The organism is Marinobacter nauticus, assembly GCF_003634635.1.
Classification (GTDB): Bacteria; Pseudomonadota; Gammaproteobacteria; order Pseudomonadales; family Oleiphilaceae; genus Marinobacter; species Marinobacter nauticus.
The window spans coordinates 184,329-210,406 of the sequence record NZ_RBJB01000004.1; the positions used below are offsets into that span (position 1 = coordinate 184,329).

The 26,078-nt window shown below is 58.1% G+C and carries 21 protein-coding genes; 3 read left to right on the forward strand and 18 right to left on the reverse strand.

Features of this window, described 5'->3' with window-relative positions:
• Positions 1–14 precede the first annotated feature (14 nt).
• A complete protein-coding gene (locus tag C7436_RS12285; protein WP_121208010.1) occupies positions 15–2,144 on the forward strand; it encodes a TonB-dependent siderophore receptor in 2,130 nt (709 codons plus the stop codon).
• Positions 2,145–2,205: 61 nt separating this feature from the next.
• Here the strand turns inward: C7436_RS12285 and glmS are convergent, their stop codons facing one another.
• From glmS to mnmG, 15 genes are all read right to left on the reverse strand, one after another.
• Positions 2,206–4,038, reverse strand: a complete 1,833-nt coding sequence (gene glmS, locus C7436_RS12290; protein ID WP_022992608.1) for a glutamine--fructose-6-phosphate transaminase (isomerizing) — start codon at positions 4,036–4,038, stop codon at positions 2,206–2,208.
• 29 nt (positions 4,039–4,067) lie between these two features.
• The gene (gene glmU / locus C7436_RS12295; RefSeq protein WP_121208011.1) at positions 4,068–5,432 is read right to left on the reverse strand and encodes a bifunctional UDP-N-acetylglucosamine diphosphorylase/glucosamine-1-phosphate N-acetyltransferase GlmU; all 1,365 of its coding nucleotides are present in this window, start codon (positions 5,430–5,432) and stop codon (positions 4,068–4,070) included.
• 150 nt (positions 5,433–5,582) lie between these two features.
• Positions 5,583–6,005 carry a F0F1 ATP synthase subunit epsilon gene (locus C7436_RS12300; RefSeq protein WP_014423136.1) on the reverse strand — a complete coding sequence of 141 codons (423 nt, stop codon included), beginning with the start codon at positions 6,003–6,005 and terminating at the stop codon, positions 5,583–5,585.
• Between the two features lie 38 nt (positions 6,006–6,043).
• On the reverse strand, positions 6,044–7,438 hold the full coding sequence (gene atpD, locus C7436_RS12305) for a F0F1 ATP synthase subunit beta (protein ID WP_011787276.1): 1,395 nt from the start codon (positions 7,436–7,438) through the stop codon (positions 6,044–6,046).
• A 52-nt stretch (positions 7,439–7,490) separates the two neighbouring features.
• Positions 7,491–8,354, reverse strand: a complete 864-nt coding sequence (gene atpG, locus C7436_RS12310) for a F0F1 ATP synthase subunit gamma (RefSeq protein ID WP_011787277.1) — start codon at positions 8,352–8,354, stop codon at positions 7,491–7,493.
• 70 nt (positions 8,355–8,424) lie between these two features.
• Positions 8,425–9,969 (reverse strand): F0F1 ATP synthase subunit alpha, encoded by a 1,545-nt coding sequence (gene atpA / locus C7436_RS12315; protein ID WP_011787278.1) that lies wholly within the window; start codon positions 9,967–9,969, stop codon positions 8,425–8,427.
• A 28-nt stretch (positions 9,970–9,997) separates the two neighbouring features.
• A complete protein-coding gene (locus tag C7436_RS12320; protein ID WP_011787279.1) occupies positions 9,998–10,534 on the reverse strand; it encodes a F0F1 ATP synthase subunit delta in 537 nt (178 codons plus the stop codon).
• Between the two features lie 12 nt (positions 10,535–10,546).
• On the reverse strand, positions 10,547–11,017 hold the full coding sequence (locus C7436_RS12325; RefSeq protein WP_011787280.1) for a F0F1 ATP synthase subunit B: 471 nt from the start codon (positions 11,015–11,017) through the stop codon (positions 10,547–10,549).
• A gap of 86 nt (positions 11,018–11,103) precedes the next feature.
• On the reverse strand, positions 11,104–11,331 hold the full coding sequence (gene atpE / locus C7436_RS12330; protein ID WP_014423137.1) for a F0F1 ATP synthase subunit C: 228 nt from the start codon (positions 11,329–11,331) through the stop codon (positions 11,104–11,106).
• 54 nt (positions 11,332–11,385) lie between these two features.
• The gene (gene atpB / locus C7436_RS12335; RefSeq protein WP_011787282.1) at positions 11,386–12,240 is read right to left on the reverse strand and encodes a F0F1 ATP synthase subunit A; all 855 of its coding nucleotides are present in this window, start codon (positions 12,238–12,240) and stop codon (positions 11,386–11,388) included.
• Between the two features lie 15 nt (positions 12,241–12,255).
• The gene (locus C7436_RS12340; protein WP_121208012.1) at positions 12,256–12,663 is read right to left on the reverse strand and encodes an ATP synthase subunit I; all 408 of its coding nucleotides are present in this window, start codon (positions 12,661–12,663) and stop codon (positions 12,256–12,258) included.
• A 202-nt stretch (positions 12,664–12,865) separates the two neighbouring features.
• The gene (locus C7436_RS12345) at positions 12,866–13,741 is read right to left on the reverse strand and encodes a ParB/RepB/Spo0J family partition protein (protein WP_014423139.1); all 876 of its coding nucleotides are present in this window, start codon (positions 13,739–13,741) and stop codon (positions 12,866–12,868) included.
• Positions 13,742–13,801: 60 nt separating this feature from the next.
• Entirely contained in the window at positions 13,802–14,596 is a 795-nt protein-coding gene (locus tag C7436_RS12350; RefSeq protein ID WP_014423140.1) for a ParA family protein, read from the reverse strand.
• Between the two features lie 23 nt (positions 14,597–14,619).
• A complete protein-coding gene (gene rsmG, locus C7436_RS12355; RefSeq protein WP_121208013.1) occupies positions 14,620–15,264 on the reverse strand; it encodes a 16S rRNA (guanine(527)-N(7))-methyltransferase RsmG in 645 nt (214 codons plus the stop codon).
• Position 15,265: 1 nt separating this feature from the next.
• Positions 15,266–17,152 (reverse strand): tRNA uridine-5-carboxymethylaminomethyl(34) synthesis enzyme MnmG, encoded by a 1,887-nt coding sequence (gene mnmG, locus C7436_RS12360; RefSeq protein ID WP_014423142.1) that lies wholly within the window; start codon positions 17,150–17,152, stop codon positions 15,266–15,268.
• Positions 17,153–17,735: 583 nt separating this feature from the next.
• On the opposite strand from mnmG, the gene C7436_RS12370 reads away from it, so the two are divergent.
• A complete protein-coding gene (locus C7436_RS12370) occupies positions 17,736–19,001 on the forward strand; it encodes a sensor domain-containing phosphodiesterase (protein ID WP_121208015.1) in 1,266 nt (421 codons plus the stop codon).
• A gap of 24 nt (positions 19,002–19,025) precedes the next feature.
• Here C7436_RS12370 and C7436_RS12375 read toward each other — a convergent pair whose 3' ends face one another.
• Genes C7436_RS12375 through C7436_RS12385 form a run of 3 tightly spaced genes read right to left on the reverse strand, consistent with a single transcriptional unit; the run spans position 19,026 to position 23,806 of the window.
• The gene (locus C7436_RS12375; RefSeq protein ID WP_014423145.1) at positions 19,026–22,172 is read right to left on the reverse strand and encodes an efflux RND transporter permease subunit; all 3,147 of its coding nucleotides are present in this window, start codon (positions 22,170–22,172) and stop codon (positions 19,026–19,028) included.
• Between the two features lie 3 nt (positions 22,173–22,175).
• Positions 22,176–23,270, reverse strand: a complete 1,095-nt coding sequence (locus tag C7436_RS12380) for an efflux RND transporter periplasmic adaptor subunit (RefSeq protein ID WP_121208016.1) — start codon at positions 23,268–23,270, stop codon at positions 22,176–22,178.
• A 23-nt stretch (positions 23,271–23,293) separates the two neighbouring features.
• Positions 23,294–23,806, reverse strand: coding sequence for a DUF3833 domain-containing protein (locus C7436_RS12385; RefSeq protein WP_374730301.1), 513 nt, complete (start codon positions 23,804–23,806; stop codon positions 23,294–23,296).
• Positions 23,807–24,116: 310 nt separating this feature from the next.
• On the opposite strand from C7436_RS12385, the gene C7436_RS12390 reads away from it, so the two are divergent.
• On the forward strand, positions 24,117–25,937 hold the full coding sequence (locus C7436_RS12390; RefSeq protein ID WP_121208017.1) for an acyl-CoA dehydrogenase C-terminal domain-containing protein: 1,821 nt from the start codon (positions 24,117–24,119) through the stop codon (positions 25,935–25,937).
• The last annotated feature ends 141 nt before the right edge of the window (positions 25,938–26,078 follow it).

Below are 26,078 nucleotides of genomic sequence, written 5' to 3' on the forward strand. Positions count from 1 at the left end.
CACGGGATTTCATCATGCTTGATCGTATCGGCAACCCCCGCCTGCTTGCGCTCGCCATCAGTGCGGTTATTAGTCAGACAACACTGGCCAGCACCGGCGATGCGTTGGAACTGGATGCCCTGGCCGTTTACGGCGACACCTACCGAAATACCGCCACCAAAACGGCGCTGGAACCCGAAGAAACTCCACAGAGCATTTCGGTTCTCGATCAGCAGGCACTGGAGATGCGGGACGCCGATTCCGTAGCTGCCGCGCTTCGCTACGCCCCCGGGGTCAATACCGAATTGCGCGGCGGCGCGGTCGGGCGCCTGGACCTGTTCAGCATTCGCGGGTTCATCAACTACCAGAATTACTACGACGGCCTCCAGCTGCTTTATAACGACTGGAACCTTCAGCCCCAGGTGGATCTCGCGGCGGTTGAACAGGTGGAGGTTTTCCGCGGCCCGACCTCCACCCTGTACGGCGCCATGCCGCCGGGGGGCATGGTTAACCTGATTGGAAAACAACCCTCAACGGATTCGTTTCATCGGGTTGAGCTGGCCACCGGCTCGCGCAATCTACGGGAAGCCACCATTGAAAGCCGTGGCCAGATCGCCGACTCTGACCTGTCGTACAGCCTGGTGGGCCTGAGCCGCAGCCGTGACGGCCAGGCCAAAACCTCGGAGGAGGAACGCCACCTGATTGCGCCCTCAGTGGACTGGCGGGTCAGCGACGATACCCTGGTAAACTTCAACCTGTATTACCAGAAAGACCCGGAGATGGGCGTTTACACCAGTCTGCCCGCATCTGGCCTGTTCCTGCCCAACCCCAACGGGAAGCTGGAGACCGACGCGTTTTCCGGCGACGCCAACTGGAACGAATTCGATAAAGAAGTGTTGATGGCCGGTTACAAGATCAACCACAACATCAACAACAACTGGACGTTCCTGCAGAACTTCCGCTATACCGATGCCGAGGTGTTCCAGACAAACACCTACAGTACGGGCCTTGCCGCAGACGGCCGTACCCTGGCCCGCCAGGCCTATCTGACCGACGAAACCACCAGCGGATTCACTGTGGATAACCAGTTCTCCGGCCGTTTCAGCACCGGCCGCGTGCAACACAATATTCTGGTAGGTGTGGATTACCTCAGCCTGGACTCCGACGTGCTCTATGAAGACACCGCAGCACCCACCATTGATCTTTACAACCCGGATTATTATCAGATCTCCAAAGATACCATCAATATCACCAACACCGCGCTCTCTTCAGACTTCGCTATCCGCAAGAAGCAGTTGGGCCTGTATCTGCAGGATCAGATTGAGCTAGGGCAATTTGTGCTCATCGGTGGCGTGCGCTGGGATGACTTTACCGGCGAGGAAGACGGCCGCAAATACGGCGCGCCGGTAGACACCAAACTCGAACAGGACAATGTGTCCACCCGCGTTGGCGTGATGTATCGCGGCGACAACGGCGTATCGCCCTACCTCAGCTTTGCCGAGAGCTTCGAGCCGCAAACCGGCAGCGACCGAAACGGCAACGAGTTTGAACCGTCTGAAGGCGACCAATGGGAACTGGGGCTGAAATATCAGACCGAAGACCAGCGCACCTCTGCCAATCTGGCGTTCTACCAGATCACCAAAGACAATGTGCCAACACGAGACCCGAACGGCACCGCCTATGACAAAATCCAGGCCGGTGAAGTGCGGTCTCAGGGCTTGGAACTGGAAGCCCAGACCCAACCCATCGATAGCCTGATCATGACCTTGAGCTATACGCTACAGGATGTTGAAATAACCAAAGACAACTCCGGCCTGAAAGGCCAGACACCGGTGTGGGTGCCTGAGCACCTGCTGTCAGTCTGGGCCGATTACGGGTTCTACCGTGGTCCGCTGAACGGTCTGGTAGCCGGCATCGGCACCCGCTACATCGGCGAATCGGAATACAACGCCGCCACTAATGAAGATAGCGTTCCGGATGTCACCCTGGTGGATATCGCACTGCGCTACGATCTCGGCCAACTGGCTCACACCCTGCGCGGCACAGAGCTGGGGCTGTCGGTTAACAACCTGACCAATGAGCGCTATTACAGCTGTTTTGACAGTGCGAACTGCTGGTTTGGGGAAGAACGGACGGTGGAGGCGTCGGTGTCTTACGCGTTCTGATCGGAAACTCGGGAACAGGCATAGGCCGGAGCAAGGGAGCATCCGGCCCGTGCCCATTACATTACTCCACCGTCACACTCTTGGCCAGATTTCGCGGCTGGTCCACGTCCGTACCCTTCAATACCGCCACATGATATGACAACAGCTGCAGTGGCACGGTGTACACGATGGGCGCGGTGATCTCATGCACGGATGGCAGTTGCATCACGTGGATGCCTTCTTCCGGCTTCACATCCGCCGCCTTGTCGGCAAAAACAAACAGCTCACCGCCACGGGCGCGAACTTCCTCCAGATTGGATTTCAGCTTTTCCACCAGGTCGTTGTTCGGTGCCACCGTGACTACCGGCATTTCACTGTCCACCAATGCCAGAGGACCGTGTTTGAGCTCGCCGGCGGGATAGGCCTCGGCGTGGATGTAAGAGATTTCCTTGAGCTTGAGGGCCCCTTCCATCGCCACCGGGAACTGAGAGCCGCGGCCCAGGAACAGGCTGTGGTTCTTGTCCATAAACGCCTTGGACATTTCTTCAATGTCGGCATCCAGGGCGAGGATATCACTCACCTGCTTGGGCAACTGATGAATGGCGGCAACGATGTCTGCCTCTTTCTCTTCACTCAGGCCATTATGGCGCGCCAGAGCCAGGGTAAAGATCAGCAAGGCGGTCAGCTGGGTGGTGAACGCCTTGGTCGACGCCACACCAATTTCCGGACCGGCCTGGGTCATGATGACCAGATCGGATTCCCGCACCAGCGAGCTGCCCGGCACGTTGCAGATGGCCAGAGCCGCGCGGAAGCCCGCCTGTTTGGCCTGGCGCAATGCCGCCAGAGTGTCGGCGGTTTCACCAGACTGGGAAATGCACAGGAACAGGGTGTCGGGCTGAATCACGTGTTTGCGGTAGCGGAACTCGGAAGCGACTTCCACCGAACAAGGCACGCCGGCCAGTTCCTCAATCCAGTAGCGGGCCACCATGCCGGCATGGTACGAAGTGCCACAGGCGATGATCTGGACGTGACGGACGTTATCCAGCAGGTTGGCCGCATCGGTTCCCAAGGCTTGCTCCAGGACCCGGCTGTCGGTGATCCGGCCTTCCATGGTGGCCTTGATCACTTTCGGTTGCTCGTAGATTTCCTTGAGCATGAAGTGGCGGTATTCACCTTTGTCCGCAGAGTCAGCACCGTGTTCAAAACGGGTAATGGTCCGCTCCACCGGCTGACCACTGCGATCGTGGATGCGGATGTTGTCCTTGCGGATATCGGCGATATCGCCCTCTTCCAGGAACATGAAGCGGTCGGTCACCGGCAACAGGGCCAGCTGGTCAGACGCGATAAAGTTCTCGCCAATACCGACGCCAACCACCAGAGGGCTGCCCTCGCGACAGACCACCAGGTGATCCGGCTCATCGGCATGAACAACGGCCAGGGCGTAGGCACCGCGCAGACGCTGAATGGCCGACTTTACCGCCTCATAGAGTTTGCCCTGTTCACGGAAGTATTTCTCGATCAGGTGCGCGACCACCTCGGTATCGGTCTGGGAGGTAAACTCAAAACCCTCGGCCCTGAGTTCATCCCGGAGTTCCTGGTAATTCTCAATGATGCCGTTATGGACGATGGCCAGCCGCTCGCCGGACATATGGGGATGGGCGTTTACCTGAGAGGGCTCGCCGTGGGTGGCCCAGCGAGTGTGGGCGATACCCAGGTGACCAGCCAGGGGGTTTGCTTCAATGGCATCAGCCAGGGCCGCCACCTTGCCAACTTCCCGGGCTCGCTGCACCAGGTGCTGGCCATTGATGACGGCCATGCCGGCGGAGTCGTACCCCCGGTATTCCAGGCGGCGCAGGCCCTCCAGCAGAATACCCTGGACATCCCGTTCAGATACCGCTCCTACAATCCCACACATGCTGTTATCACCTGTTCGTTAATCGTTGGTTACGCTTTTTTCGGCCGTTCCCAGCCGGCGATGTTGCGCTGCTTGCCACGGGCCACCGCCAGTTCCCCTTCGCTGATATCGCGGGTAATGGTCGAGCCGGCACCAATGGTGGCCTGTTCTGCTACGTTCACCGGGGCGACCAGTGAGGTATTGGAGCCGACAAATACCCCGTCACCCAATACCGTCTGGTGTTTGTTCACACCATCATAATTGCAGGTGATGGTACCTGCACCCACATTCACATTACGGCCCAGTGAGGCATCACCAACGTAACTGAGGTGATTGATCTTGCTGCCCTCACCCACCACGGCCTTCTTGGTTTCGACAAAATTGCCAACCTTGGTGTTGGCGGCCAGTTCAGTTCCCGGGCGCAGACGTGCGAATGGCCCGATCTGGGCGTTGGCACCCACTACAGCACCTTCAATCACGCTGTTGGCCTTGATCTCGGCACCGTCGGCGATGGTGGCGTCTTTGATCACACAGTTGGGTCCGATCACGACGTTGTTGCCGAGGCTCACCCGGCCTTCAAAGACCGCATTCACGTCTATCCACAGGTCGTTGCCAATGGTGAGCTCACCGCGCACCTCAATGCGGGCCGGGTCCGCCAGGGATGCACCCTCGGTCATCAAACGCTCGGCTTGCTGACGCTGGTACCAGCGCTCCAGTTCCGCCAGTTGCAGGCGGTTATTCACGCCCTGAACCTCAAACGGATTCAGCGGCTGGGAAACCGTCACTGACAAGCCGTGGTCGACCGCCATCGCGATAATGTCAGTCAGATAATACTCGCCCTGGGCATTGCTGTTGGACAGAGCGGGCAGCCATTGCTTCAGATGACGGGCGGATACCGCGAGAATGCCGGTGTTCACTTCCTGAATCTGCTGCTGTTCAGCGGTCGCGTCTTTCTGCTCAACGATGGCCTGAACCAGGCCTTGTTCGTTGCGAACGATCCGGCCATAACCGTGGGGGTTGTCCATATCCACCGTCAGCAAAGCCAGATTCCGTTCGTCCAGGTCGGCGACCATGGTTTCCAGGGTATCTTTGCGAGTCAGAGGGACGTCACCGTACAACACCAACACCCGGGCATCATCCGGCAGTGCCGGCAGTGCCTGGGCCACGGCATGGCCGGTGCCCAGCTGTTCGGTCTGCAACACCCAGTTCACCGAGTCGTCTTCCAGAGACGCCCGAACCTGATCGGCTCCGTGACCAATCACCGTGTGAATTTTCTCCGCGCCCAGTTGTTTTGCGGTATCAACCACATGGTGCAGCATGGCTTTACCCGCCACCGGGTGCAGCACCTTGGGCAGGGAGGATTTCATGCGGGAGCCCTGGCCTGCGGCCAGGATCACAACGTGTAACGCGCTCATGGGGCAATCAGCTCCGGTATTCAAAACGTCCATAAATGAAAAAACCGCGTCCCGGTGGAATCGCCGACACTCCGTTTCCGGAGTACCGGGCCCTCCACCTGAGGATGCGGTTCACTGTCAGGCCAGTCCGGGCGCTGACACAGGCTCTGCTTAGCGCAGGTGCTTGCGCAGCTTCTGGATGGTGCGCAGCTGAGCGGCAGCTTCGGCCAGCTCGGCGGCAGCACGCGAGTACTCGAACTCGCCTGTCTTGTTCGCCAGTGCCTTCTCGGCTTGCTTCTGGGCTTCCAGGGCCGCTGCTTCGTCCACATCCTTTGCACGAACGGCGGTGTCGGCCATCAGGGTAACCAGATTGGGCTGTACTTCCAGATAACCACCGGATACGTACAGAATCTCCTCACTGCCACCCTGCTTAATGATCCGCACTGCGCCGGGCTTCAGCTCGGTCAGTAGCGGAGCATGGCCATACTGGATGCCAAGCTCACCTTCGGTACCGGTGGCGATCAGCATCTCCACCAGGCCCGAATAGATTTTTTCCTCGGCACTTACGACGTCACAATGTACGGTCATAGCCATTTCATACGCCTCTTGGGTCAGAAAGGAAAAAAGGTGTCTTACTTACCTTCCTTCTCTTTCATTGCCTTAGCTTTCTCAATCGCTTCTTCGATGCCGCCGCACATGTAGAACGCCTGCTCCGGCATGTCGTCGTAGTCACCGTTGAGAATGCCTTCGAAGCTGGCGATGGTCTCTTTCAGAGACACGTACTTACCCGGAGAACCGGTAAATACTTCAGCAACGTGGAACGGCTGCGACAGGAAACGCTCAATCTTACGGGCGCGGGATACGATCAGCTTGTCGTCTTCAGACAGCTCGTCCATACCCAGGATCGCGATGATGTCTTTCAGTTCCTTGTAGCGCTGCAGAACGTTCTGAACACCACGGGCAACGTTGTAGTGCTGCTCACCAATCACCAGCGGATCCAGCTGACGGGAGGTGGAGTCGAGCGGGTCGATCGCCGGGTAGATACCCTTGGAAGCGATGTCACGGCTCAGTACCACGGTCGCGTCAAGGTGCGAGAAGGTGGTGGCCGGAGACGGGTCAGTCAAGTCATCCGCCGGTACATAGACCGCCTGGATAGAAGTGATGGAACCGGTCTTGGTAGAGGTGATCCGCTCCTGCAGCTGACCCATCTCTTCCGCCAGGGTCGGCTGGTAACCTACCGCAGAAGGCATACGACCCAGCAGTGCAGATACCTCGGTACCGGCCAGGGTGTAACGGTAGATGTTGTCAACGAACAGCAGTACGTCACGGCCTTCGTCACGGAACTTCTCAGCCATGGTGAGACCGGTCAGGGCCACACGCAGACGGTTTCCAGGGGGCTCATTCATCTGGCCGTATACCATGGCAACCTTATCGAGAACGTTGGACTCCTTCATTTCATAGTAGAAGTCGTTACCTTCCCGGGTCCGCTCACCAACACCTGCGAATACGGAGAGACCGGAGTGCTCTTTCGCGATGTTGTTGATCAGCTCCATCATGTTTACGGTCTTGCCCACGCCGGCACCACCGAACAGACCAACCTTACCACCCTTGGCGAACGGGCAGATCAGGTCGATAACCTTGATGCCGGTTTCCAGCAGGTCGGCAGACGCTGCCTGATCGGCATAGCCCGGTGCTTTGCGGTGGATAGCCCAGCGCTCTTCTTCGCCGATGTCGCCCTGTTCGTCAATGGGACGACCCAGAACGTCCATGATCCGGCCCAGAGTCTGTGTACCAACAGGTACAGAGATCGGCTTGCCGGTGTTTTCTGCTTTCAGGCCACGCTTCAGGCCCTCAGTGCTGCCCATGGCGATGGTACGAACAATGCCGTCACCCAGCTGCTGCTGGACTTCCAGAGTTGTTTCGCCACCTTCAAGCAGCAGTGCGTCGTAAACGCTTGGAACGGAGTCACGTGGAAATTCCACGTCGATAACCGCGCCAATGATCTGAACGATGTGTCCGCTACTCATGCTCGGTTCCTCGTTATCTTGATAGTCAATAAAACCAGTAGGTCTGTGAGCGTTAACCAACAGATGCCGCGCCGCTCACAATCTCCGAAATCTCTTGTGTGATCGCTGCCTGACGGGCCTTGTTGTAGGCCAGTTGAAGCTCGTCAATGATGCTGCCAGCGTTATCTGTCGCGCTCTTCATGGCAATCATCCGGGCAGCCTGCTCACAGGCCAGATTTTCTACCACACCCTGATACACCTGGGATTCGATATAACGTGGCATCAGCCCGTCAAGGATCGGACGGGAATCCGGCTCGTAGATGTAATCCCACTGGTGACCGATTTCTTCATCATCGCCTTCCGGCAGCGGCAGCAACTGCAACGCCTTCGGGCTCTGGGTCATGGTGTTGACGAATTCGTTGCTGATCAGGAACAGGCGGTCGATCTTGCCTTCCACGAACGAATCCAGCATCACCTTGACGCTACCGATCAGCTGATCTGCACTCGGGCTATCGCCCAGGTGCGTCACGGCTGCCACCACGTTCCCGCCGTAGTTGCGGAAGAAGGAGGCACCCTTCTGGCCAATAGCGCAGATATCGGTCTCAATACCTTGTTGTTTCCATTCACGCATTTCTCTGACGAGCAGCTTGAACGCGTTGGTGTTCAGACCACCGCAAAGACCGCGATCAGAGGAGACCACAATGTAGCCTACCCGCTTGACCTCGCGCTCCTGCATGAACGGATGGCGGTAATCCTTGTTGGACTTCGCAATGTGTCCGATTACCTGGCGCATCTTTTCAGCGTACGGGCGGGTTGCCTGCATACGCTCCTGAGCCTTACGCATCTTGCTCGCGGCTACCATTTCCATGGCAGACGTGATCTTCTGCGTGCTCTTGATGCTTCCGATCTGGTTACGTATTTCTTTTCCGACGGCCATATGTCACTGCCTTTTCAAGTTAGACACTCAAATGGACCAGCAGGCCCGCACAACGGCGGGCCTTTTGGATTTACCAGCTCTGAGTGGTCTTGAATTTCTCCAGAGCAGCTTTGAGGCCGGCAGTGATGTCGTCGTTGAAGTTACCTTCAGGGCCGATCTTGTCCAGAAGTTCCTTCTGCTCGGACCGCATCCAGTCCAGCAGTTGGGCTTCGAACTTCACAACCTTGTTGACATCCACATCGTCCAGGAAGCCTTCGTTCGCTGCGAACAGTACGGTACCCATTTCCGCAACGGTCATCGGGCTGTACTGGTTCTGCTTCATCAGCTCGGTGACGCGCTGACCATGCTCCAGCTGCTTACGGGTTGCTTCGTCGAGGTCAGAAGCGAACTGGGCAAACGCCGCCAGTTCCCGGTACTGGGCCAGGGCCAGACGGATGTTACCGCCGAGCTTCTTCATGATCTTGGTCTGGGCTGCACCACCTACCCGGGATACGGAGATACCGGCGTTCATGGCCGGACGGATACCGGAGTTGAACAGGTTGGTTTCCAGGAAGATCTGACCATCGGTAATGGAGATTACGTTGGTCGGTACGAACGCAGACACGTCACCAGCCTGAGTCTCGATGATCGGCAGCGCGGTCAGGGAACCGGTCTTGCCTTTCACTTCGCCGTTGGTGAACTGCTCAACGTAGTCAGCATTTACACGGGACGCACGCTCCAGCAGACGGGAGTGCAGGTAGAAAACGTCACCCGGGAATGCTTCACGTCCCGGCGGACGACGCAGCAGCAGGGAGATCTGACGGTAGGCAACGGCCTGTTTGGACAGGTCATCGTATACGATCAGGGCGTCTTCACCGCGGTCGCGGAAGAACTCACCCATGGAAGTACCGGCGTACGGAGCCAGGAACTGCATGGCGGCCGGATCGGCGGCGCCAGCAGCAACCACGATGGTGTGGTCCATGGCACCGTGCTCTTCCAGCTTGCGCACAACGGCGGCAATGGAAGACTGCTTCTGGCCAACGGCAACGTAGATACACTTGATGCCGGTGTGCTTCTGGTTGATGATCGCGTCGATGGCAACCGCGGTCTTACCGATCTGACGGTCGCCGATGATCAGCTCACGCTGGCCGCGGCCGATGGGAACCATGGTATCGATGGCTTTCAGACCAGTCTGTACCGGCTCGTCAACGGACTGACGGGCGATAACGCCAGGTGCAACCTTCTCGACCGGGGAGGTCAGGCTGTTGCCCAGCTCGCCCTTACCGTCGATGGGGTTACCCAGGGAGTCAACCACACGGCCCAGCAGTTCGTTACCAACGGGTACTTCCAGGATACGACCAGTACAACGTACCTTCTGGCCTTCGGCCAGACCTTCGTAGTCACCCAGAACAACCGCACCAACAGAATCACGCTCCAGGTTCAGCGCCATGCCGTATGTGCCGTTGGCAAATTCAATCATCTCGCCGTACATAACGTCGGCCAGACCGTGGATCAGCACGATACCGTCAGATACAGACAGGATCGTACCTTCGTTTTTTGCTTCGGAAGAGATGTCGAGTTTCTCGATTCTCTTCTTGATGATGTCACTGATCTCGGATGGATTCAGTTGCTGCATGCCTTTGTCCTCAAACCTTGTGCTGAAATCAGGAGCCCAGAGCCCTGGCCATTCTGGCCAGTTTGCCACGGACTGAAGCGTCGATAACCAGGTCGCCTGTTCGTACGATCACGCCACCGATCAGGGACTGATCCACGGTGGTCTCGAGTTCGACCTTGCGCTCCAGCTTTTTGGACAGTGCGTCGATCAGTTTCTGCTGCTCGTCTGCAGACAAGTCGAATGCGGTATCGATTGTCAGGTGCACAGACTTCTCAAGGTCTGCACGGTACAAACGGAACAAAGCAGAAATCTCCGGCAGCAGGGCCAGACGCTTGTTTTCAGCAAGAATCAACAGGAAGTTTCTGAGTGCTTCAGGCAGCGGCTCTTCAAAACACTCTGCGAAGAGTTCCGCCTTGCGTTGCTCAGACAGGCCGGGGTTGGCCAGGATGTTCTTTACCTCTTGGTCAGCCGCAACCTGAGCGGCAAAAGCCAGAGCCTGATCCCATTGATCAACGGCGTTCTGGTCCTGCGCGGCATCAAAAACGGCCTTCGCGTAGGGTCGGGCTAACGTTGTAAGTTCTGCCATGATGACCCTCGTTTAGAGTTCTGCGGCCAGCTTTTCCAGCATCTCGCTGTGAGCTTTGGCGTCTACAGAGGTTTCCAGAATCTTCTCGGCACCGGCAACGGCCAGGGTGGCCACTTCTGCTCTGAGTGCGTCGCGAGCCTGAACACGCTCCTGTTGAATTTCCGCCCTGGCCTGCTCAATAAGCTTTTCGCCTTCTTTGCGGGCATCCTCTTTGGAGGCTTCCACAATCTGGGCGGCACGCTTGTTGGCCTGGTCAATCAGGGCTGCAGCTTCTTCTTTCGCCTTTTGCAGTTCTTTGGTGGCTTTTTCCTGGGCCAGTTCGAGATCGAGTGATGCCCGATCGGCCGCGGATAGGCCATCTGCAATTTTCTTCTGGCGCGCTTCCATGGCAGCCGTAATCGGCGGCCATACATATTTGACGCAGAACCAGACGAAAATAGCGAAGGCAATCGATTGCCCTATCAACGTAAGGTTTATATTCACGGCGATATACCTCTTGCTATTCGTTGCGTCCTGGTTTCCGGAAGGAGGGGCGCGGCCTTAGCCGGCGCCCACAGCTCTCGGTTTAATTAACCAGCAACAACGAAGATCAGGTACATCGCGATACCAACACCGATCATGGGAACCGCGTCAAGCAGACCAGCCATGATGAAGGCTTTGGTTTGCAGTTGGTTGGCCATTTCCGGCTGACGGGCAGTGGACTCAAGCAGTTTGCCGCCCAGCAGACCGAAACCGATACCAGCGCCCAGAGCGCCCAGACCGATGATCAACGCAGCTGCGATAAATACCATTTCCATTGAAGACTCCTCAGTTTTTTCAGATAGTTAAGGGTTTGTTTATTTAAGGGTTAATCAGTGATCTTCGTGTGCCGCGCTGAGGTAAACCACAGTAAGCACCGTAAAAATAAAGGCCTGAAGCGGAATAACCAGAATGTGGAAGATCGCCCAGGGAACGTTCAACGTCCACTGAATCCACAGTGGCAACAGCGCAATCAGGATAAACACAACTTCACCAGCGTACATGTTACCGAACAGACGCAGCGCCAGACTGATTGGCTTGATGATCAGTGCCAGGATTTCCAGCAGCAGGTTGAACGGGATCATGATCCAATGATTGAACGGGTTAAAGGCCAGCTCTTTGCTGAAGCCACTGACGCCTTTCACCTTGAAGCTGTAGAACAGAATCAGCAGGAACACACCAATCGACATGCCGAAGGTAGCATTCGGATCGGTGGTCGGAACAATCTTGAAGTACTCAAGCCCCAGCGCGTGAGCGATCGACGGAATATAGTCGATGGGGATCAGCTTCAGGATGTTCATCAGCAGAATCCAGACGAAAATCGTCAACGCCAGGGGCGCAATCAACGGATTCTTGCCGTGGAAGACGTCGCGCACGATGCCCTGAACAAATTCAAAGGTCATCTCGATCAGGTTCTGCAAGCCGCTCGGCGTGCCTTCGGTGACCCGGTTGGCCACAAAGCGGAACAGGCCCAGGAACAGAATACCCATGGCAATTGACCAGCCGAGGGTATCGACGTGGATTGCCATGAAGCCCATATCTGTGGCCTCCTGACCAGTTCGTGCGAAGGTCCAGGTGGCCTCCTGCACGACACTGCCATCCGCGCGCTCATAGCCTTCCGGGAGCTTGCCATAGGTAAGGTTGGTGAGGTGGTGTTTTATATACTCTACTGGGGTATCAGCTGCCATACTGCTCTCGTCCAGTCATCGCTGTGGTCGCGGCCGGATGAGCCAGCGCAATGCCGTACCCAACACAACCATCACAGCAAAAGTGAATAACAGAGCCGGTACGTGGACTGGCTCCATTAAAGTGAAAACGGCCGCAAAAAACACTGCGGTAAGGGCCAGCTTGATGCTCTCTGCCCTGAATATGTTGCTCACTGCCAGGTGCATCTGTCGGGCACCCTGATAACGATAAGCGCGGTGAGCAAAGTACGCGTTTGGTATGACAAAAATAAGACCGCCAATGAGGGCGGAATACCCGGCCAAACAACTTTCCAACAACCACAACAGGCTCAGAATCAGCAGAACCGCCATCTCTATAATCAACCACTTGCCAAGTGGTACGTACGTGATGGCTCTCGAAGAACGGTTCATATCACCAGCTGTCATTCCAAGCGCGCGGAATTATATGTGTTAACCGATAGGTGTTCAACATAACCGCACGGAAAAATTGGCGAAAAAGTGAGCAGATTTTGCCGCCGAAATCTGAAGTTTTACACAGGTTGTGTTGCTCATCGATCGCCACAACCACATGTGGTGTTTCCGGCACCAGACGGGACTTTAGGATGATTTTCAGGTTTTATCGGGCCGACTAGCGGATGTGGCCCAGAATGCCGTCAAGCTCGTCCAGTGAACTGTACTCAATCACCAGCTTGCCTTTGCCCCGTTTACCATGATTGATCGCCACCCGGGCACCGAGCCGGTCAGACAGATCGTCCTGCAAGGCCCGGATGTTCGGATCAAGAGCCGGCTTGGTGTTGTCTTTGTCTTCCGGTTTTTCCTGCTGAACCCGGCGCACCAGGGCTTCAGTCTGGCGTACCGACAGCGATTTGGCGACCACCTGACGGGCCACCTGCATCTGCTGCTCCGGTGGCAGGGTGAGCATGGCACGACCGTGACCCATTTCCAGATCACCATGCTCCAGCATTACCCTTACGTCTTCGGTCAGGCCGATCAACCGCAACAGGTTGGTGATCGTCGTTCGGGACTTGCCCACCGCCTCGGCCACCTGAGCCTGGGTCAGGCCGAACTCGTCCTGCAGGCGCTGCAGGGCGAAGGCTTCTTCAATAGGGTTCAGGTTTTCGCGCTGGATGTTCTCGATCAGCGCCATCGCAATGGCGGCTTCATCCGGGACATCGCGGATAATGGCAGGAATACGGTCCAGTTCTGCCAGCTGGGTGGCACGCCAGCGGCGCTCACCGGCAATCAGTTCATAACGGCCTTCCGAAACCGGACGCACCACGACCGGCTGCATCACGCCCTGCTGACGAATGGAGTCTGCCAGTTCCTGCAGAGCGGCGGGATCCATATCCCGGCGCGGCTGATAACGACCACGCTGGATCAGGTCGACCGGGATCTCACGCAGTTCACCATCGTGATCACTGGTCTCCTGATTGAGATTCACCTTCGAGCCCTGGAGCAGTGCCCCCAGTCCCCGTTCGCCCAAGCCTCGCTTCTTCGCCGCCATGGTAGTTGTCATTCTTCCTGTTGAAATAGTGGGTGCATGGTTGCCTGACGGCGATCTATGTTACACCGCAACCGCGGGCGATGTCTTTTTCGATCCGTGCCGGCGTACCATCTCGCCAGCCAGCGCCAGATAAGCCACCGCACCTTTGGACACCCGATCATACTTGAGTGCCGGCATGCCGTAGCTGGGCGCTTCTGCCAGCCGGACATTACGGGGAATCACCGCCCGGTAAACCTTGTCACCGAAATATTCACTGAGCTGACCGGAGACATCCAGAGTCAGACTGTTGCGGGGGTCGTACATGGTGCGCAGGATACCCTCAATCTCCAGATTGGGATTGACCGTTTCCTGAATCTGCTGGACGGTGTTCATCAGTGCCGCCAGCCCTTCCAGGGCATAATATTCACACTGCATCGGGATCAGTACCGAATCCGCGGCAGACAGAGCATTCACGGTCAGCAGACTGAGTGAAGGCGGGCAATCAATCAGGATGTAGTCGTAGTTTTCCCGAACGGTGTTGAGGGTCAGCCGTAACCGGTGTTCCCGGCCAATCTCGTTCATCAGCTCCACTTCGGCGGCGGTCAGGTCACCGTTGGCGGGCAGCAGATCAAAACCGGAGGCTTCGGCGTGGACGATCACGTCCGCCGGCGTAGCCCGTTTGGTCAGCACATCGTATCCCGACAGCTCCAGGGAATTTTTATCCACACCGCTGCCCATGGTGGCATTGCCCTGGGGATCCATATCTACCAGCAGCACCCGGCGCTTGGTGGCCGCCAGAGACGCGGCAAGATTGACGCAGGTGGTGGTTTTGCCCACACCGCCTTTCTGATTGGTCACTGCAATCACGCGCGCCATGCTTTGCCTCCTGCTGTTGAGGGTTACCGGTGTCGTTCAGCCCGGGCGACGATCAGTAAATGCCGTTCACCGTCGGCTCCGGGGACGGTCAGGGAATGGCTGGATTCTACCTGCCAGTCCGCCGGAAGGGCAGCTACTTCATCATCCGGATACTGGCCTTTCATGGCAAGGAACTCGCCGTCATTCGCGAGCAGACCGCCACACCAGGTCACCAGGTTTTCCAGCGCGGTAAAGGCCCGGCTGCTGATCTGGGTGAAGGGCTGATCGGGCTGGCAGTCTTCCGCCCGGCCGTGGATAACTTCAACGTTGTCCAGCCCGAGCTCAAGCACACACTGATTCAGGAATCGGGTTTTCTTGCCGTTGCTGTCCAGCAGGGTAAAGCGTTTTTCCGGGAACACAATGGCCAGCGGAATACCCGGCAGGCCGCCGCCGGCACCCACATCCAGCAAATGGTTTGTGGTCACCCAGGGCAGGATGCTCAGACTGTCCAGCAACTGGCGGGAGACCATGACCCGCTCATCCCGCACGGCGGTCAGGTTGTAGGCCTTGTTCCACTTGTTCAGCAGAGCCAGAAAAGCCAGCAACTGTTGCTGCTGGCTGTCGGACAAAGACAGGTTCATGGCCGCGAGGCCGTCCCGAAGCTGGCCGGGCCACTGTGGATAACTCATCTCAGGCGCTCTGCTTTTTCAACAGGTCGCGCTTTTTCAGATGCACCAGAATCTGGCTGACCGCCGCCGGGGTCACACCCTGGATACGGGACGCCTGAGCCACCGTTTCCGGGCGCACGTCCTTGAGCTTCTGCTTGATTTCGTTGGACAGGCCACCGATGACGTCGTAATCCAGATCCAGCGGCAATGCGGTGTTCTCGTTCTTGCGCAGGCGCTCGATCTCATCCGCCTGGCGGGAGATGTAGCCTTCGTATTTGATCTCGATTTCCACCTGATCGGCTACGTTCGGGTCCTCCGCCCGTTCGGCCCCGATCTCGGCGATGTGATCGTAGACAATCTCCGGACGGCGCAGCAGCTCCGCCAGAGACTGGTCACGGGTCATCGGCTGTTTCAGGTAGCCATTGGCTCGCTCACCCGCCTCGGTGTTCGGATGGATACGGGTGCTTTCCAGGCGGCTACGCTCTTTGGCAATGCCTTCGCACTTCTCGCTGAACTTCTGCCAGCGCTCGTCGTCCACCAGGCCCAGCTTGCGGCCGGTTTCGGTCAGGCGCAGGTCGGCGTTGTCCTCCCGCAGGATCAGCCGGTATTCGGCACGGCTGGTAAACATACGGTAGGGCTCCTGGGTGCCCATGGTGATCAGGTCGTCCACCAGTACGCCCAGATAGGCCTCATCCCGGCGCGGGTACCACTCTTCTTTATCCTGGGCCCGCAGCGAGGCGTTGATGCCCGCCAGCAAGCCCTGGGCACCGGCTTCTTCGTAACCGGTGGTGCCGTTGATCTGGCCGGCAAAGTACAGGCCCTGGATAAACTTGGTTTCCAAGGTGTGGCGCAGGTCCTGCGGGTTCAGGTAGTCATACTCGATGGCATAGCCCGGGCGCAGGATGTGGGCGTTCTCGAAACCGGGAATCGAGCGCACTGCCTTGAGCTGGATATCAAACGGCAGGCTGGTGGAAATACCATTCGGGTACAGCTCGTTGGTGGTCAGGCCTTCGGGCTCGACGAAAATCTGGTGCGAATCCTTGTCGGCAAAGCGGTTGACCTTGTCCTCGATGGACGGGCAATAACGCGGGCCCACGCCCTCGATGTTGCCAGCGAACATGGGCGAGCGGTCAAACCCACTGCGGATAATGTCGTGGGTTTCTTCAGTGGTGCGGGTCACGTAACAACAGATCTGCTCCGGATGTTCGTCACGGCTGCCAATAAACGACATCACGGGTGTCGGATCGTCTCCCCACTGCTGCTGCATCGCGGAGAAATCCACGGTGCGGGCATCAATGCGCGGCGGTGTTCCGGTTTTCAGGCGGCCAACGTTGAACGGTAACTCCCGCAGGCGTTTGGCCAGGGCATTGGCCGGCGCATCACCGGCGCGACCACCGGCGTGATTCTGCATACCGATGTGGATAACGCCACCGAGGAAGGTACCGGTGGTCAGGACCACGGTTTTGGCGTTGAAGCGGATGCCGGTCTGGGTCACCACGCCCACCACCTGGTCGTTTTCCACAATCAGGTCATCGGCCGCCTGCTGGAACAGGGTCAGATTGGGCTGGTTTTCCAGCATATGGCGAATGGCGGCTTTGTACAGAATCCGGTCCGCCTGAGCACGGGTGGCACGCACTGCCGGGCCCTTACGGCTGTTCAGGACCCGGAACTGGATGCCTGCCTGATCGGTGGCCCGGGCCATGGCGCCGCCCAGGGCATCGATTTCCTTCACCAGATGGCTCTTGCCAATGCCACCGATGGCCGGGTTACAGGACATCTGCCCCAGAGTCTCAATGTTGTGGGTCAGCAGCAGGGTTTGCGAACCCATGCGCGCAGCCGCCAGGGCGGCTTCAGTACCGGCATGGCCACCACCAATGACAATGACATCGAAACGGGTCGGAAACTCCACACTACACCTCGGAAATCGGGGAAAAAAACAGGGCGGCGAGTATAACGCCTCGCCCGGGAAATTGCAGTCGGAATGTGCAAATTTTAACCAGCAACGAGGTGAATAAAAACCCTGTCGGCTGGCCTTGGCCGAATATCAGTGCGACGCGGCTCTCTGACAGGGTTCGTACAGGATAAGGAAATTCCGAAAGTTTCAGGATTTCATAGCCTTGTCATACATTGTTCAAAAAAGTTTTCAAAAAGTTATCCACACAATTGATGCCTTCACTTACAGCCAAAAACGTCGGTAACTATTTGTTAAATAAAAATTTAATTAAATTACTCTGGCATTATTCGCAAATTATCCCAGTAATTATCCACAGCGTTTTTACAGAATGCCTATATACGGTGCAAAAAACCGGTACCCCTGAACGCAAGTGCACCAACAAAGGGCCAGTTTCCACGCAGGCTCGCCAGCGCGGTCGCTTGGCCCCGGTGTCAGGCGCCCAACCAGAGGTTTTGGCACAGAACTCGCTTGAGCCTGGAATGCAGTTTCTCAACCACGGCCAGGAAGGCTCGAACAGGCAGTACAAGGGTTCCTGACCATGAAGCGCGTTCTCAGACTTGCCGAGCACCGGCACCGCCCCTCTGGCAAAACCGCCAGCTTTATCGAACATCACGATTTCCGGTCGGTCTACCAACCCATTCTCAGCCCCACCCATCAGAAGATGGTCGGCTACGAGGCACTGGTTCGGGTTCGCCGTGGTAATCAGCCAGTGGCGCCGCCTTCGCTTTTCGAGCAGGCCAGCATTCAGGGCGTCACCTCGGAACTGGACCGGCACCTGCTGAACCTGCATCTGGAGAATTTCACCCAGGCCAACCTACCTATCTGGCTGTTTATCAATATCAACCCGGACACTCTGTTCCACCATAACGACTACCTGTCTGTACTGGCTGACCATTGCCATCAACTGGGTGTGCATCCGGAGAAAATCGTGCTGGAGCTGGTGGAGACCGCCTCCCGGGACAGCGCCACGCTGCTGGAGTTCGTCCAGGAAGCCAAGGCCCGGGGATTCCAGATCGCCATCGACGACTTTGGCATGGGTGATTCCAATTTTGAGCGCCTGTGGCGAATCAACCCGCTGATCGTGAAGATTGACCGGTCCCTGTTGATGAACGCCCAAGATCACAACCGCGCGCGATTGCTGTTGAACAGCCTGGTCCGGATGATTCGCGAGAGTGGCAGCCTGGTGCTGATTGAAGGCATCGAGAACAATGCCCAGGCTCACATTGCGCTGGCCACCGAAGCAGATCTGCTGCAGGGCTTTCTGTTTGCCCGACCGGGGCAAGGGTCCGAAGAACTGACACAGACCGCCGAAACCGCGTTGCGACAGGTCATGTCTGAATCCGAACGCTGGTGCCAGAACGATTTCAGGACCCGCGAGACCTATCTCAAGCTGCTGAGATTCGAAATCATGGATGCCTGCCATGCCCTGGCCCGGGGCGAGGAATTTGATCGGGTCTGCCGGCCTCTGCTGCAAATGGAGGGCGTACGGCGATGCTTCCTGCTCGATCAAAAAGGGGTTCAGCAAGGTAGTCTGGCCCAATCCGGGGCTTCCCGGAATGCCGCATTCAACCCGCTGTATCAGTCCGCTGGCGCCTGCTGGAGCCATCGGGAATATTTCCGCAACGCACTGGAGCGACCGCAACACATCAGCTGCAGCCGCCCCTACGTGGCCCTTCCGGACGCCCGACGAACCGTTACCCTGTCCACCGGCACCTCACTGGCCCAGGGCCACCGGATCTTCTGCGTGGATATCCATCCGGATGAGGTCCTGGACGGTCAGGTTCTGTTCCCGGACACCCTTTGATCCCGGGATTTCACCCGGTCGGGTTCAGAAATCGTCCGCCTTGCGCTGTGGCACCGCCGCCGAACTGCTACCGCCGGATGGGCCCGCTGCCAGGCGTTCCAGCTCCTGCTCCACCGCGTTCGAGGATTTCGCAAAGCGGGCCAGAAGGTTGTACAAGACCGGGATAATGAACAGAGTCAGGGTGGTGGCGAAAATCAGGCCACCCAGGATCACCATGCCGATAGCCGCCCGGCTCTCGGCCCCGGCACCAGTGGCAATCACCAGCGGAACCGCCCCGAACACCGTAGATATGGTGGTCATCAGTACCGGACGGAAGCGCAGGCTGGCGCCTTCCAGAATGGCTTCTTTCACCTCGTAACCCTTGTCCCGAAGCTGGTTGGCAAATTCCACGATCAAAATTCCGTTCTTGGCCATCAGTCCCAGCAGCATGATGATGCCAATCTGGCTGTAGATGTTCAGACTGATGCCCGACCAGGCCAGCGCGATCAGCGCACCGGTCACCGCCAGCGGCACCGACAGCATGATAATCAGCGGGTGGATCCAGCTCTCGAACTGGGCCGCCAGCACCAGGAACACGATAATAAACGCCAGCCCGAAGGTCAGGTAGATGGCCGCCGAGGAATCCTGGAATTCCTGGGACAGGCCCTTGTAACTGAGCCGGGCCTCCGGAGGCAGGTTATCCACAGCCAGGTTATTCAGGTAGGTCAGCGCTGAACCCAGGTCATAGCCCTCGGCCAGGGACGCACTCACCACCACCGCCGGCAGCCGGTCAATCCGGCGCAAATCCGGATTGGCCCCGATCTCTTCCACAGATACCAGGGCCTTGAGTGGAATCAGTTCCCCACCTGCCCGAGGCCGCAGGAAGATCTGTTCCATATCACCGGGCGTGGCCCGGTCGGCATCGTCCGCCTGGATAATGACGTCGTATTCCCGGCCCCGATCGAGATAGGTGGTTACCTGCCGGGAGGCCAGCATGGTCTGCAGGGTGAGGCCTACGTCTTCGATGGTGATATCCAGATCCGCTGCCCGGTCGCGGTCAATATTGACCTTCAGTTCCGGCCGGGTCAGCTCAAAATCGGTGTCGACATTCAGCAGATTCGGGTTTTCCTTTGCCCGTTCAACGATCTCCTCACTCCAGGCCTGCACCGACTCGTAGTCAGGGCCGGCAATGACAAACTCCACCGGCTGATTGAAGCCGCGCTGGCCCAGCCCCGGCGGATTGATGACACTGATCCGCACCCCGGAAATGTCAGACAGCTTGTCGCGGATCTCGGTGGTGACCTGCTGCTGCTTGATATCCCGCTGTTCCCAGGGCACCAGCCCCATGATCATGAAGGCATTGTCTTCTTCATCCCGGAATCCGACGATGGACAGGAATCGCTCAGCGATACCGTCATCCAGGTAGGGCAACAGCCGCTCTTCGGCCTGTTTGACAAAGTGATCGGTGAATTCAACCGTCGAACCCCGGGGCGCGCTGACGGGCATGATGATCACGCCGCGGTCTTCGGTCGGGGCCAGTTCCTGGGGCAACCGGGGGAAAATCACCACAGCGATGATCAGCCCGACAATACCAAGCCCGAGCAACAGGCCCGGCTGGTTCAGAGAGAAGCGAAGCATTCTCTGATAGCCATTCGTCAGGCCATTCAGGATGCGTTCACTGAAGGCCCAGAGCCGATGCCCCTCGGCACTGTCAGGACTGTGCCGGAGCCACTTGGAGCAGAGCATCGGCGCCAGGGTCAGAGCAACCAGGCTGGAAACCACCACGGCGGCGGCCAGGGTGAAGCCGAATTCCGCAAACAACCGGCCCACGTTGCCGCCCATGAACGAGATGGGCACAAACACCGCCACCAGAGTCAGCGTGGTGGCGATCACCGCGAAAGCCACCTGCTTGGCGCCCCGGTAGGCCGCCAGCAACGGTGGTTCGCCTTCATCAATGCGACGCTGGATGTTCTCCAGCATGACAATGGCATCGTCCACCACCAGGCCGATGGCCAGAATGATGGCCAACAGGGTAAGTACGTTGATGGAAAAGCCCAGGAAACCCAGGCCGATAAACGCACCGATCACCGCCACCGGAATGGTGACCGCCGGAATCAGGGTTGCGCGCCAGGAGCGCAGGAACAGGAAAATAACCAGTATCACCAGCGATACCGCAATCGCCAGCGTGGTCAGAACCTCTTTGATCGAAGCCCGGATAAACACCGATTCGTCATAGCTCTCGGCAATACGCACTTCCGGCGGCAAGGTCTCGCGAATCTTCACCAGCTCCGCCTTCACCGCATCCGACACCGCTACCGTGTTGGCCTTGGACTGGCGGATTACCCCCATCCCGATAGCGGTTTCGCCATTGGCCCGCAAACGACCAACATCCGATTCCACCCCGACCTGAACATTGGCAACCTCGCCCAGGCGCAACAGGTCGTTGCCATCCCGGCGGATCACCAGATTGCGGAAATCTTCCACATTTGACAACCGCCCTTCCGCGCGCACGGTAAAGTTGCGGGTGGAGGAGTCCACTGAACCGGCCGGTAACTCCACGTTGTTCTGCCGCAGTGCCTGCTCCACCTCGGCAACGGTTATGTTGCGGGCCGCCAGGCGGGTGCGGTCGAGCCAGACCCGGATGGCGTAACGGCGTTCACCGCCAATCCGGACATCGGCAACACCGTCCAGAACCGATAACCGGTCTGCCAGAACCCGATCGGCAAAGTCACTGAGTTCGGCACTGTCCCAGACGTCACTGATCAGAGTTATCCACATCATTGGCCGGGCATCGGAATCGGCTTTCTGAACCACCGGGGGATCGGCCTCATCCGGCAACTGGTTCAGAACCCTGGACACCGCATCGCGTACGTCGTTGGCGGCAATGTCGACATCCCGGGAGGTATCAAATTCTATTGAGGTTCGGGATTCACCCTGTTCGGTTGAGGATTCGATGGAGCGAATGCCTTCAATGCCACTGATGGCCCCTTCAATCACCTGGGTAATCTGGGTGTCGACCACTTCCGCCGCAGCGCCGGTGTAATCGGTGGACACCGAAACCACCGGCGGATCAATATCCGGATACTCCCGAACCGGCAAGCCCAGCAAGGCGGCCACGCCGAATACGACAATCAGCAGGCTCAGAACGGTGGCAAACACCGGGCGTTTGATGGAGACATCAGACAGCACCATGGATCAGGACTCCACGGTCCGGGCAAACCGGTTTTCCGGAATCGCCTGGTCGTTACTCTGTACTTCAATGCGGTCGCCGGTACTCAGGCGATCCTGCCCGGTTACTACCACGGCATCGTCCAGGGTCAGGCCAGAGGTAATTTCCACCAGACCGGGCATGCGCGAACCGGTCGCCACCGATACCCGGCGTGCCACGCCGTCTTCGGCAACAAACACATACTTGTCGTCGCCACGAATCATCACTGCCTGCTCCGGAATCACCAGCCCTTCCCGTTCCTGCAGGGTCAGTGACGCCGACATGAACTGGCCCGGCCGCAGACGACCGTCCGGATTATCGATAATGGCTCGCACCGACAGGGTTCGGCTCAATTCGCTGATGCGGGTGGCGAGTTCCACCAGCTCTCCCCGGAAGACCTCGTCTGGGAATGCCGGCGAGGAGGCAATCACCGATTGGCCTACCCGAACCTGGCCGACAAAACGTTCCGGAACCGCAAAACCCATTTCCATTCGATCGGTGGTGTCCAGCGTGGTAATGGTGGTGCCCGCTTGCAGATATGCCCCCACGCTGATGTCGCTCAGGCCCACCACACCGGAGAACGGCGCTTCAATGCGATGGTTTTCCAGCCGCACCCGGGCAGCCTGTCGCTGGGCTTCAGCCACACTCACGGCGGTGACCAGTTCATCCACCTGGGACTGGGACACGCTATTGTTGGAGCGCAAACGCCGGGCCCGCTCCAGTTGCCGCCTGGCATCGGCCAGCTGGGCTTCAATCACCTGGAGATCGGCACGGGCCTGACGATCGTCGAGACGTAACAGGACATCGCCCTGAGATACTTTCTGTCCGGGTTCGAGGTTGATCTGCACCACCCGACCGGTGACTTCGGTGGTCAGTTCCACGGCATTCAGTGCCTTGAGGTTGGCCACCGAACGAATCTCATCCCTGACCTGCTGCAATCTGGGCGCCACTGCACTGACTTTGCTGGCCCTCGGCTCCTCACCGGCCTGTTCTGTGGACGAGGAATCCATCGCCAAAAAGAACACCGCACTTCCGGCACCCGCTGCAACCAGTACCACCGCAATCAGCCATTGCTTCCACATGGGTATCGCAAACCTTTCCGAGTTCAGTTCTGCGGGACAGCCCCGCTTTCATGTTTCTGAATCACCAACACCACTTCACCCACATCGACACCCCACTTGCTCATGGTGGTCTGGTTGATCAGGGTGTCGGGAGTAACCAGGTACATCCAGTCGTCCATCCGGACATCGATCGTGCCATCGCCGTATGCCACCCGCAGGACATAATTCATGTGTATGGCGTTGCCCTGCCAGCGCATGGTGCCGGCTTCCACCACGTCGCCGGCGCTGGCGTGATAGCTGCCGTTGTCCGGTGTCAGCGTCCAGATCCGGGTCTGGACCTCGCCGTCGTTGAAACGGAACACCTCATCCAGCGTACCGACACCGTTTTCATCCCAACTGGCCACAATGTCTGCGTCGAAGGTACGGATAACCTGGCCGGCGTAGTCCTTGACCACCCCCCGGGCCGAAAGTTCGCCCCGGAAAAACTCCGAGGGCACCAGCTCCGGTGCCTGGCCCTGATAATCCTCCAGATTCGGCCCGGCACACCCTGCCAGCATCAGGGTCATTAACAGTATAAGACCACCGCTTCGAAGACCATGGAAAAGACCGGGGAAAGGCTGCGTTTGCATGACTTTTACACTCCTTGGCGACTACCGGATAGCAACAGAACGTTTACAGCATTACGGACCCATGGCCGTGCCCGATCAGTCCCCGGGCCCAACCGTCATTTCAGCCAATTGTCCATTCTGACATCAGCACCAGCGCTTTCCGTCAATGGCAGCCCGCCGGGAATACCGTACAACTGCACACACAGTGGCCTTTCTGGCCCAACCAATTCCGGATGATCAATGCATGTGAGGACTGGCTATGCCTGTGTATAAAGCGCCCCTGAGGGACATGAAATTCCTGCTCAATGACGTATTCGATTACCCGCGGCACTACCAGACACTGGCCTCCGGTGAGAACGCCACGCCCGACATTGTCGACGCCATTCTGAGCGAATGCGGCCGTTTCTGCGAAGAGGTGCTGAGCCCGCTGTATCAGTCCGGCGACGAAGAAGGGTGCCACCTGGAAAACAGTGAAGTGATCACCCCCAAGGGCTATAAAGAAGCCTACGAGCAATATGTGATGGGCGGCTGGCAGGGCCTGTCGGCACCGGAGGAATTCGGGGGCCAGGGCCTGCCGGCCTCCATGGGCCTGTTGAAGCAGGAAATGATGGGCACCGCCAACTGGTCCTTTTCCATGTACCCGGGCCTGTCCCTGGGGGCCATGAACACCATCTATCTGCACGGCGATGAGCAGCAGCAACAGACTTATCTGGCGCCGCTGACTGAAGGCCGCTGGGGCGGCACCATGTGCCTGACCGAGCCCCAGTGCGGTACCGACCTGGGCCAGGTCAAAACCCGGGCCGAACCCCAGGCCGACGGCAGCTACAAACTCACAGGCACCAAGATCTTCATTTCCTCAGGAGAGCACGATCTGACCGAAAACATCGTTCACATCGTGCTGGCCCGTCTGCCGGATGCCCCGAAAGGCACCAAAGGCATCAGCCTGTTTATCGTGCCCAAGTTCCTGCCCGATGCCCAGGGCGGTGTCGGTGAGCGCAACGCCGTCAGTTGCGGCGCGCTGGAGAAGAAAATGGGCATCAAGGCTTCGGCCACCTGTGTGATGAATTTCGATGGCGCCACCGGCTATCTGATCGGCCCGGAGAATCAGGGCCTGGAGTGCATGTTCACCTTTATGAACACAGCCCGCATCGGTACGGCAATTCAGGGGGTTGGCCCCGCCGAGCTGTCCTATCAGTGGGCTCTGGATTACGCCAGGGAGCGCCGTTCCATGCGGGCGCTGTCCGGCAAGAAAGAGCCGGATGAGGTTGCCGACAGCCTGATTCACCATGCCGATGTCCGGCGTATGCTGCTGACCCAGAAAGCCATCGCGGAAGGCGGCCGCTCCATGCTCTATTACGCCGCCAAGATCGCGGACCATATGGTGGAAGCGCATACCGCAGGCGATACCGCCAAGGTTGAGAAATATGACGACAAACTCGGCTTCCTGACGCCAATCCTGAAGGGATTCCTGACCGAACTAGGCTGTGAGGCCACCAATCTGGGCATGCAGGTGTTCGGCGGTCATGGCTACATCCGCGAACACGGTATGGAGCAGATTGTCCGGGATACCCGTATTGCCACCCTGTACGAAGGTACAACCGGCATCCAGGCGCTGGACCTGCTCGGGCGCAAGGTCTTGCTGATGACCCAGGGCGGAGCAGTGCGGGAATTCACCCTCAAGGTGGCCAATTTTGCCCGCAAGCACCTGACCAACAAACAACTGCGGCCGATGGCGGTGGAGCTGCTGAAACTGACCGCCCAGTGGAACCTGCTGACCGTGCGCGTGATGCTGGCAGCACGCAAGGATCGCGACGTGGTCAGCGCCGCCGCCAACGACTTCCTGATGTACAGCGGCTACGTGACCATGGCGTATATGTGGCTACGCCAGGCGGCGGTGGCCAGCGATAAACTGGAAAACGGCGGCGATGAATCTGACGCCTTTTACCGCACCAAGCTGGCGACCGCCGAGTTCTATTATGAGCGCTTGCTGCCCCGGGCCCAGGCCCACGCCACCAGCATGCTGAGCCCGACCCGCAACCTCATGCAGGTGGCGCCGGAAGAGATGGCCTTTACCGGTTAACCTCCGGTATTTTCCCGTCCCGGGCGCTGCCCGGGACATTTTTGCCTGTTCATGACCATCCGGAAACCGGGGTTGAAATCCCGTTGATACGACCTCAACTTTCCCCCTGCCTTACCACTTTTCTCACAATGCACTGAGGTT

Bases quoted from the DNA above. Each gene is read 5' to 3' on its own strand.
- C7436_RS12285 (WP_121208010.1), top strand. From the start codon at position 15: ATGCTTGATCGTATCGGCAACCCCCGCCTGCTTGCGCTCGCCATCAGT.
- glmS (WP_022992608.1), bottom strand. From the start codon at position 4,038: ATGTGTGGGATTGTAGGAGCGGTATCTGAACGGGATGTCCAGGGTATT.
- glmU (WP_121208011.1), bottom strand. From the start codon at position 5,432: ATGAGCGCGTTACACGTTGTGATCCTGGCCGCAGGCCAGGGCTCCCGC.
- C7436_RS12300 (WP_014423136.1), bottom strand. From the start codon at position 6,005: ATGGCTATGACCGTACATTGTGACGTCGTAAGTGCCGAGGAAAAAATC.
- atpD (WP_011787276.1), bottom strand. From the start codon at position 7,438: ATGAGTAGCGGACACATCGTTCAGATCATTGGCGCGGTTATCGACGTG.
- atpG (WP_011787277.1), bottom strand. From the start codon at position 8,354: ATGGCCGTCGGAAAAGAAATACGTAACCAGATCGGAAGCATCAAGAGC.
- atpA (WP_011787278.1), bottom strand. From the start codon at position 9,969: ATGCAGCAACTGAATCCATCCGAGATCAGTGACATCATCAAGAAGAGA.
- C7436_RS12320 (WP_011787279.1), bottom strand. From the start codon at position 10,534: ATGGCAGAACTTACAACGTTAGCCCGACCCTACGCGAAGGCCGTTTTT.
- atpE (WP_014423137.1), bottom strand. From the start codon at position 11,331: ATGGAAATGGTATTTATCGCAGCTGCGTTGATCATCGGTCTGGGCGCT.
- atpB (WP_011787282.1), bottom strand. From the start codon at position 12,240: ATGGCAGCTGATACCCCAGTAGAGTATATAAAACACCACCTCACCAAC.
- C7436_RS12340 (WP_121208012.1), bottom strand. From the start codon at position 12,663: ATGACAGCTGGTGATATGAACCGTTCTTCGAGAGCCATCACGTACGTA.
- C7436_RS12345 (WP_014423139.1), bottom strand. From the start codon at position 13,741: ATGGCGGCGAAGAAGCGAGGCTTGGGCGAACGGGGACTGGGGGCACTG.
- C7436_RS12350 (WP_014423140.1), bottom strand. From the start codon at position 14,596: ATGGCGCGCGTGATTGCAGTGACCAATCAGAAAGGCGGTGTGGGCAAA.
- rsmG (WP_121208013.1), bottom strand. From the start codon at position 15,264: ATGAGTTATCCACAGTGGCCCGGCCAGCTTCGGGACGGCCTCGCGGCC.
- C7436_RS12370 (WP_121208015.1), top strand. From the start codon at position 17,736: ATGAAGCGCGTTCTCAGACTTGCCGAGCACCGGCACCGCCCCTCTGGC.
- C7436_RS12375 (WP_014423145.1), bottom strand. From the start codon at position 22,172: ATGGTGCTGTCTGATGTCTCCATCAAACGCCCGGTGTTTGCCACCGTT.
- C7436_RS12380 (WP_121208016.1), bottom strand. From the start codon at position 23,270: ATGTGGAAGCAATGGCTGATTGCGGTGGTACTGGTTGCAGCGGGTGCC.
- C7436_RS12385 (WP_374730301.1), bottom strand. From the start codon at position 23,806: ATGCTGGCAGGGTGTGCCGGGCCGAATCTGGAGGATTATCAGGGCCAG.
- C7436_RS12390 (WP_121208017.1), top strand. From the start codon at position 24,117: ATGCCTGTGTATAAAGCGCCCCTGAGGGACATGAAATTCCTGCTCAAT.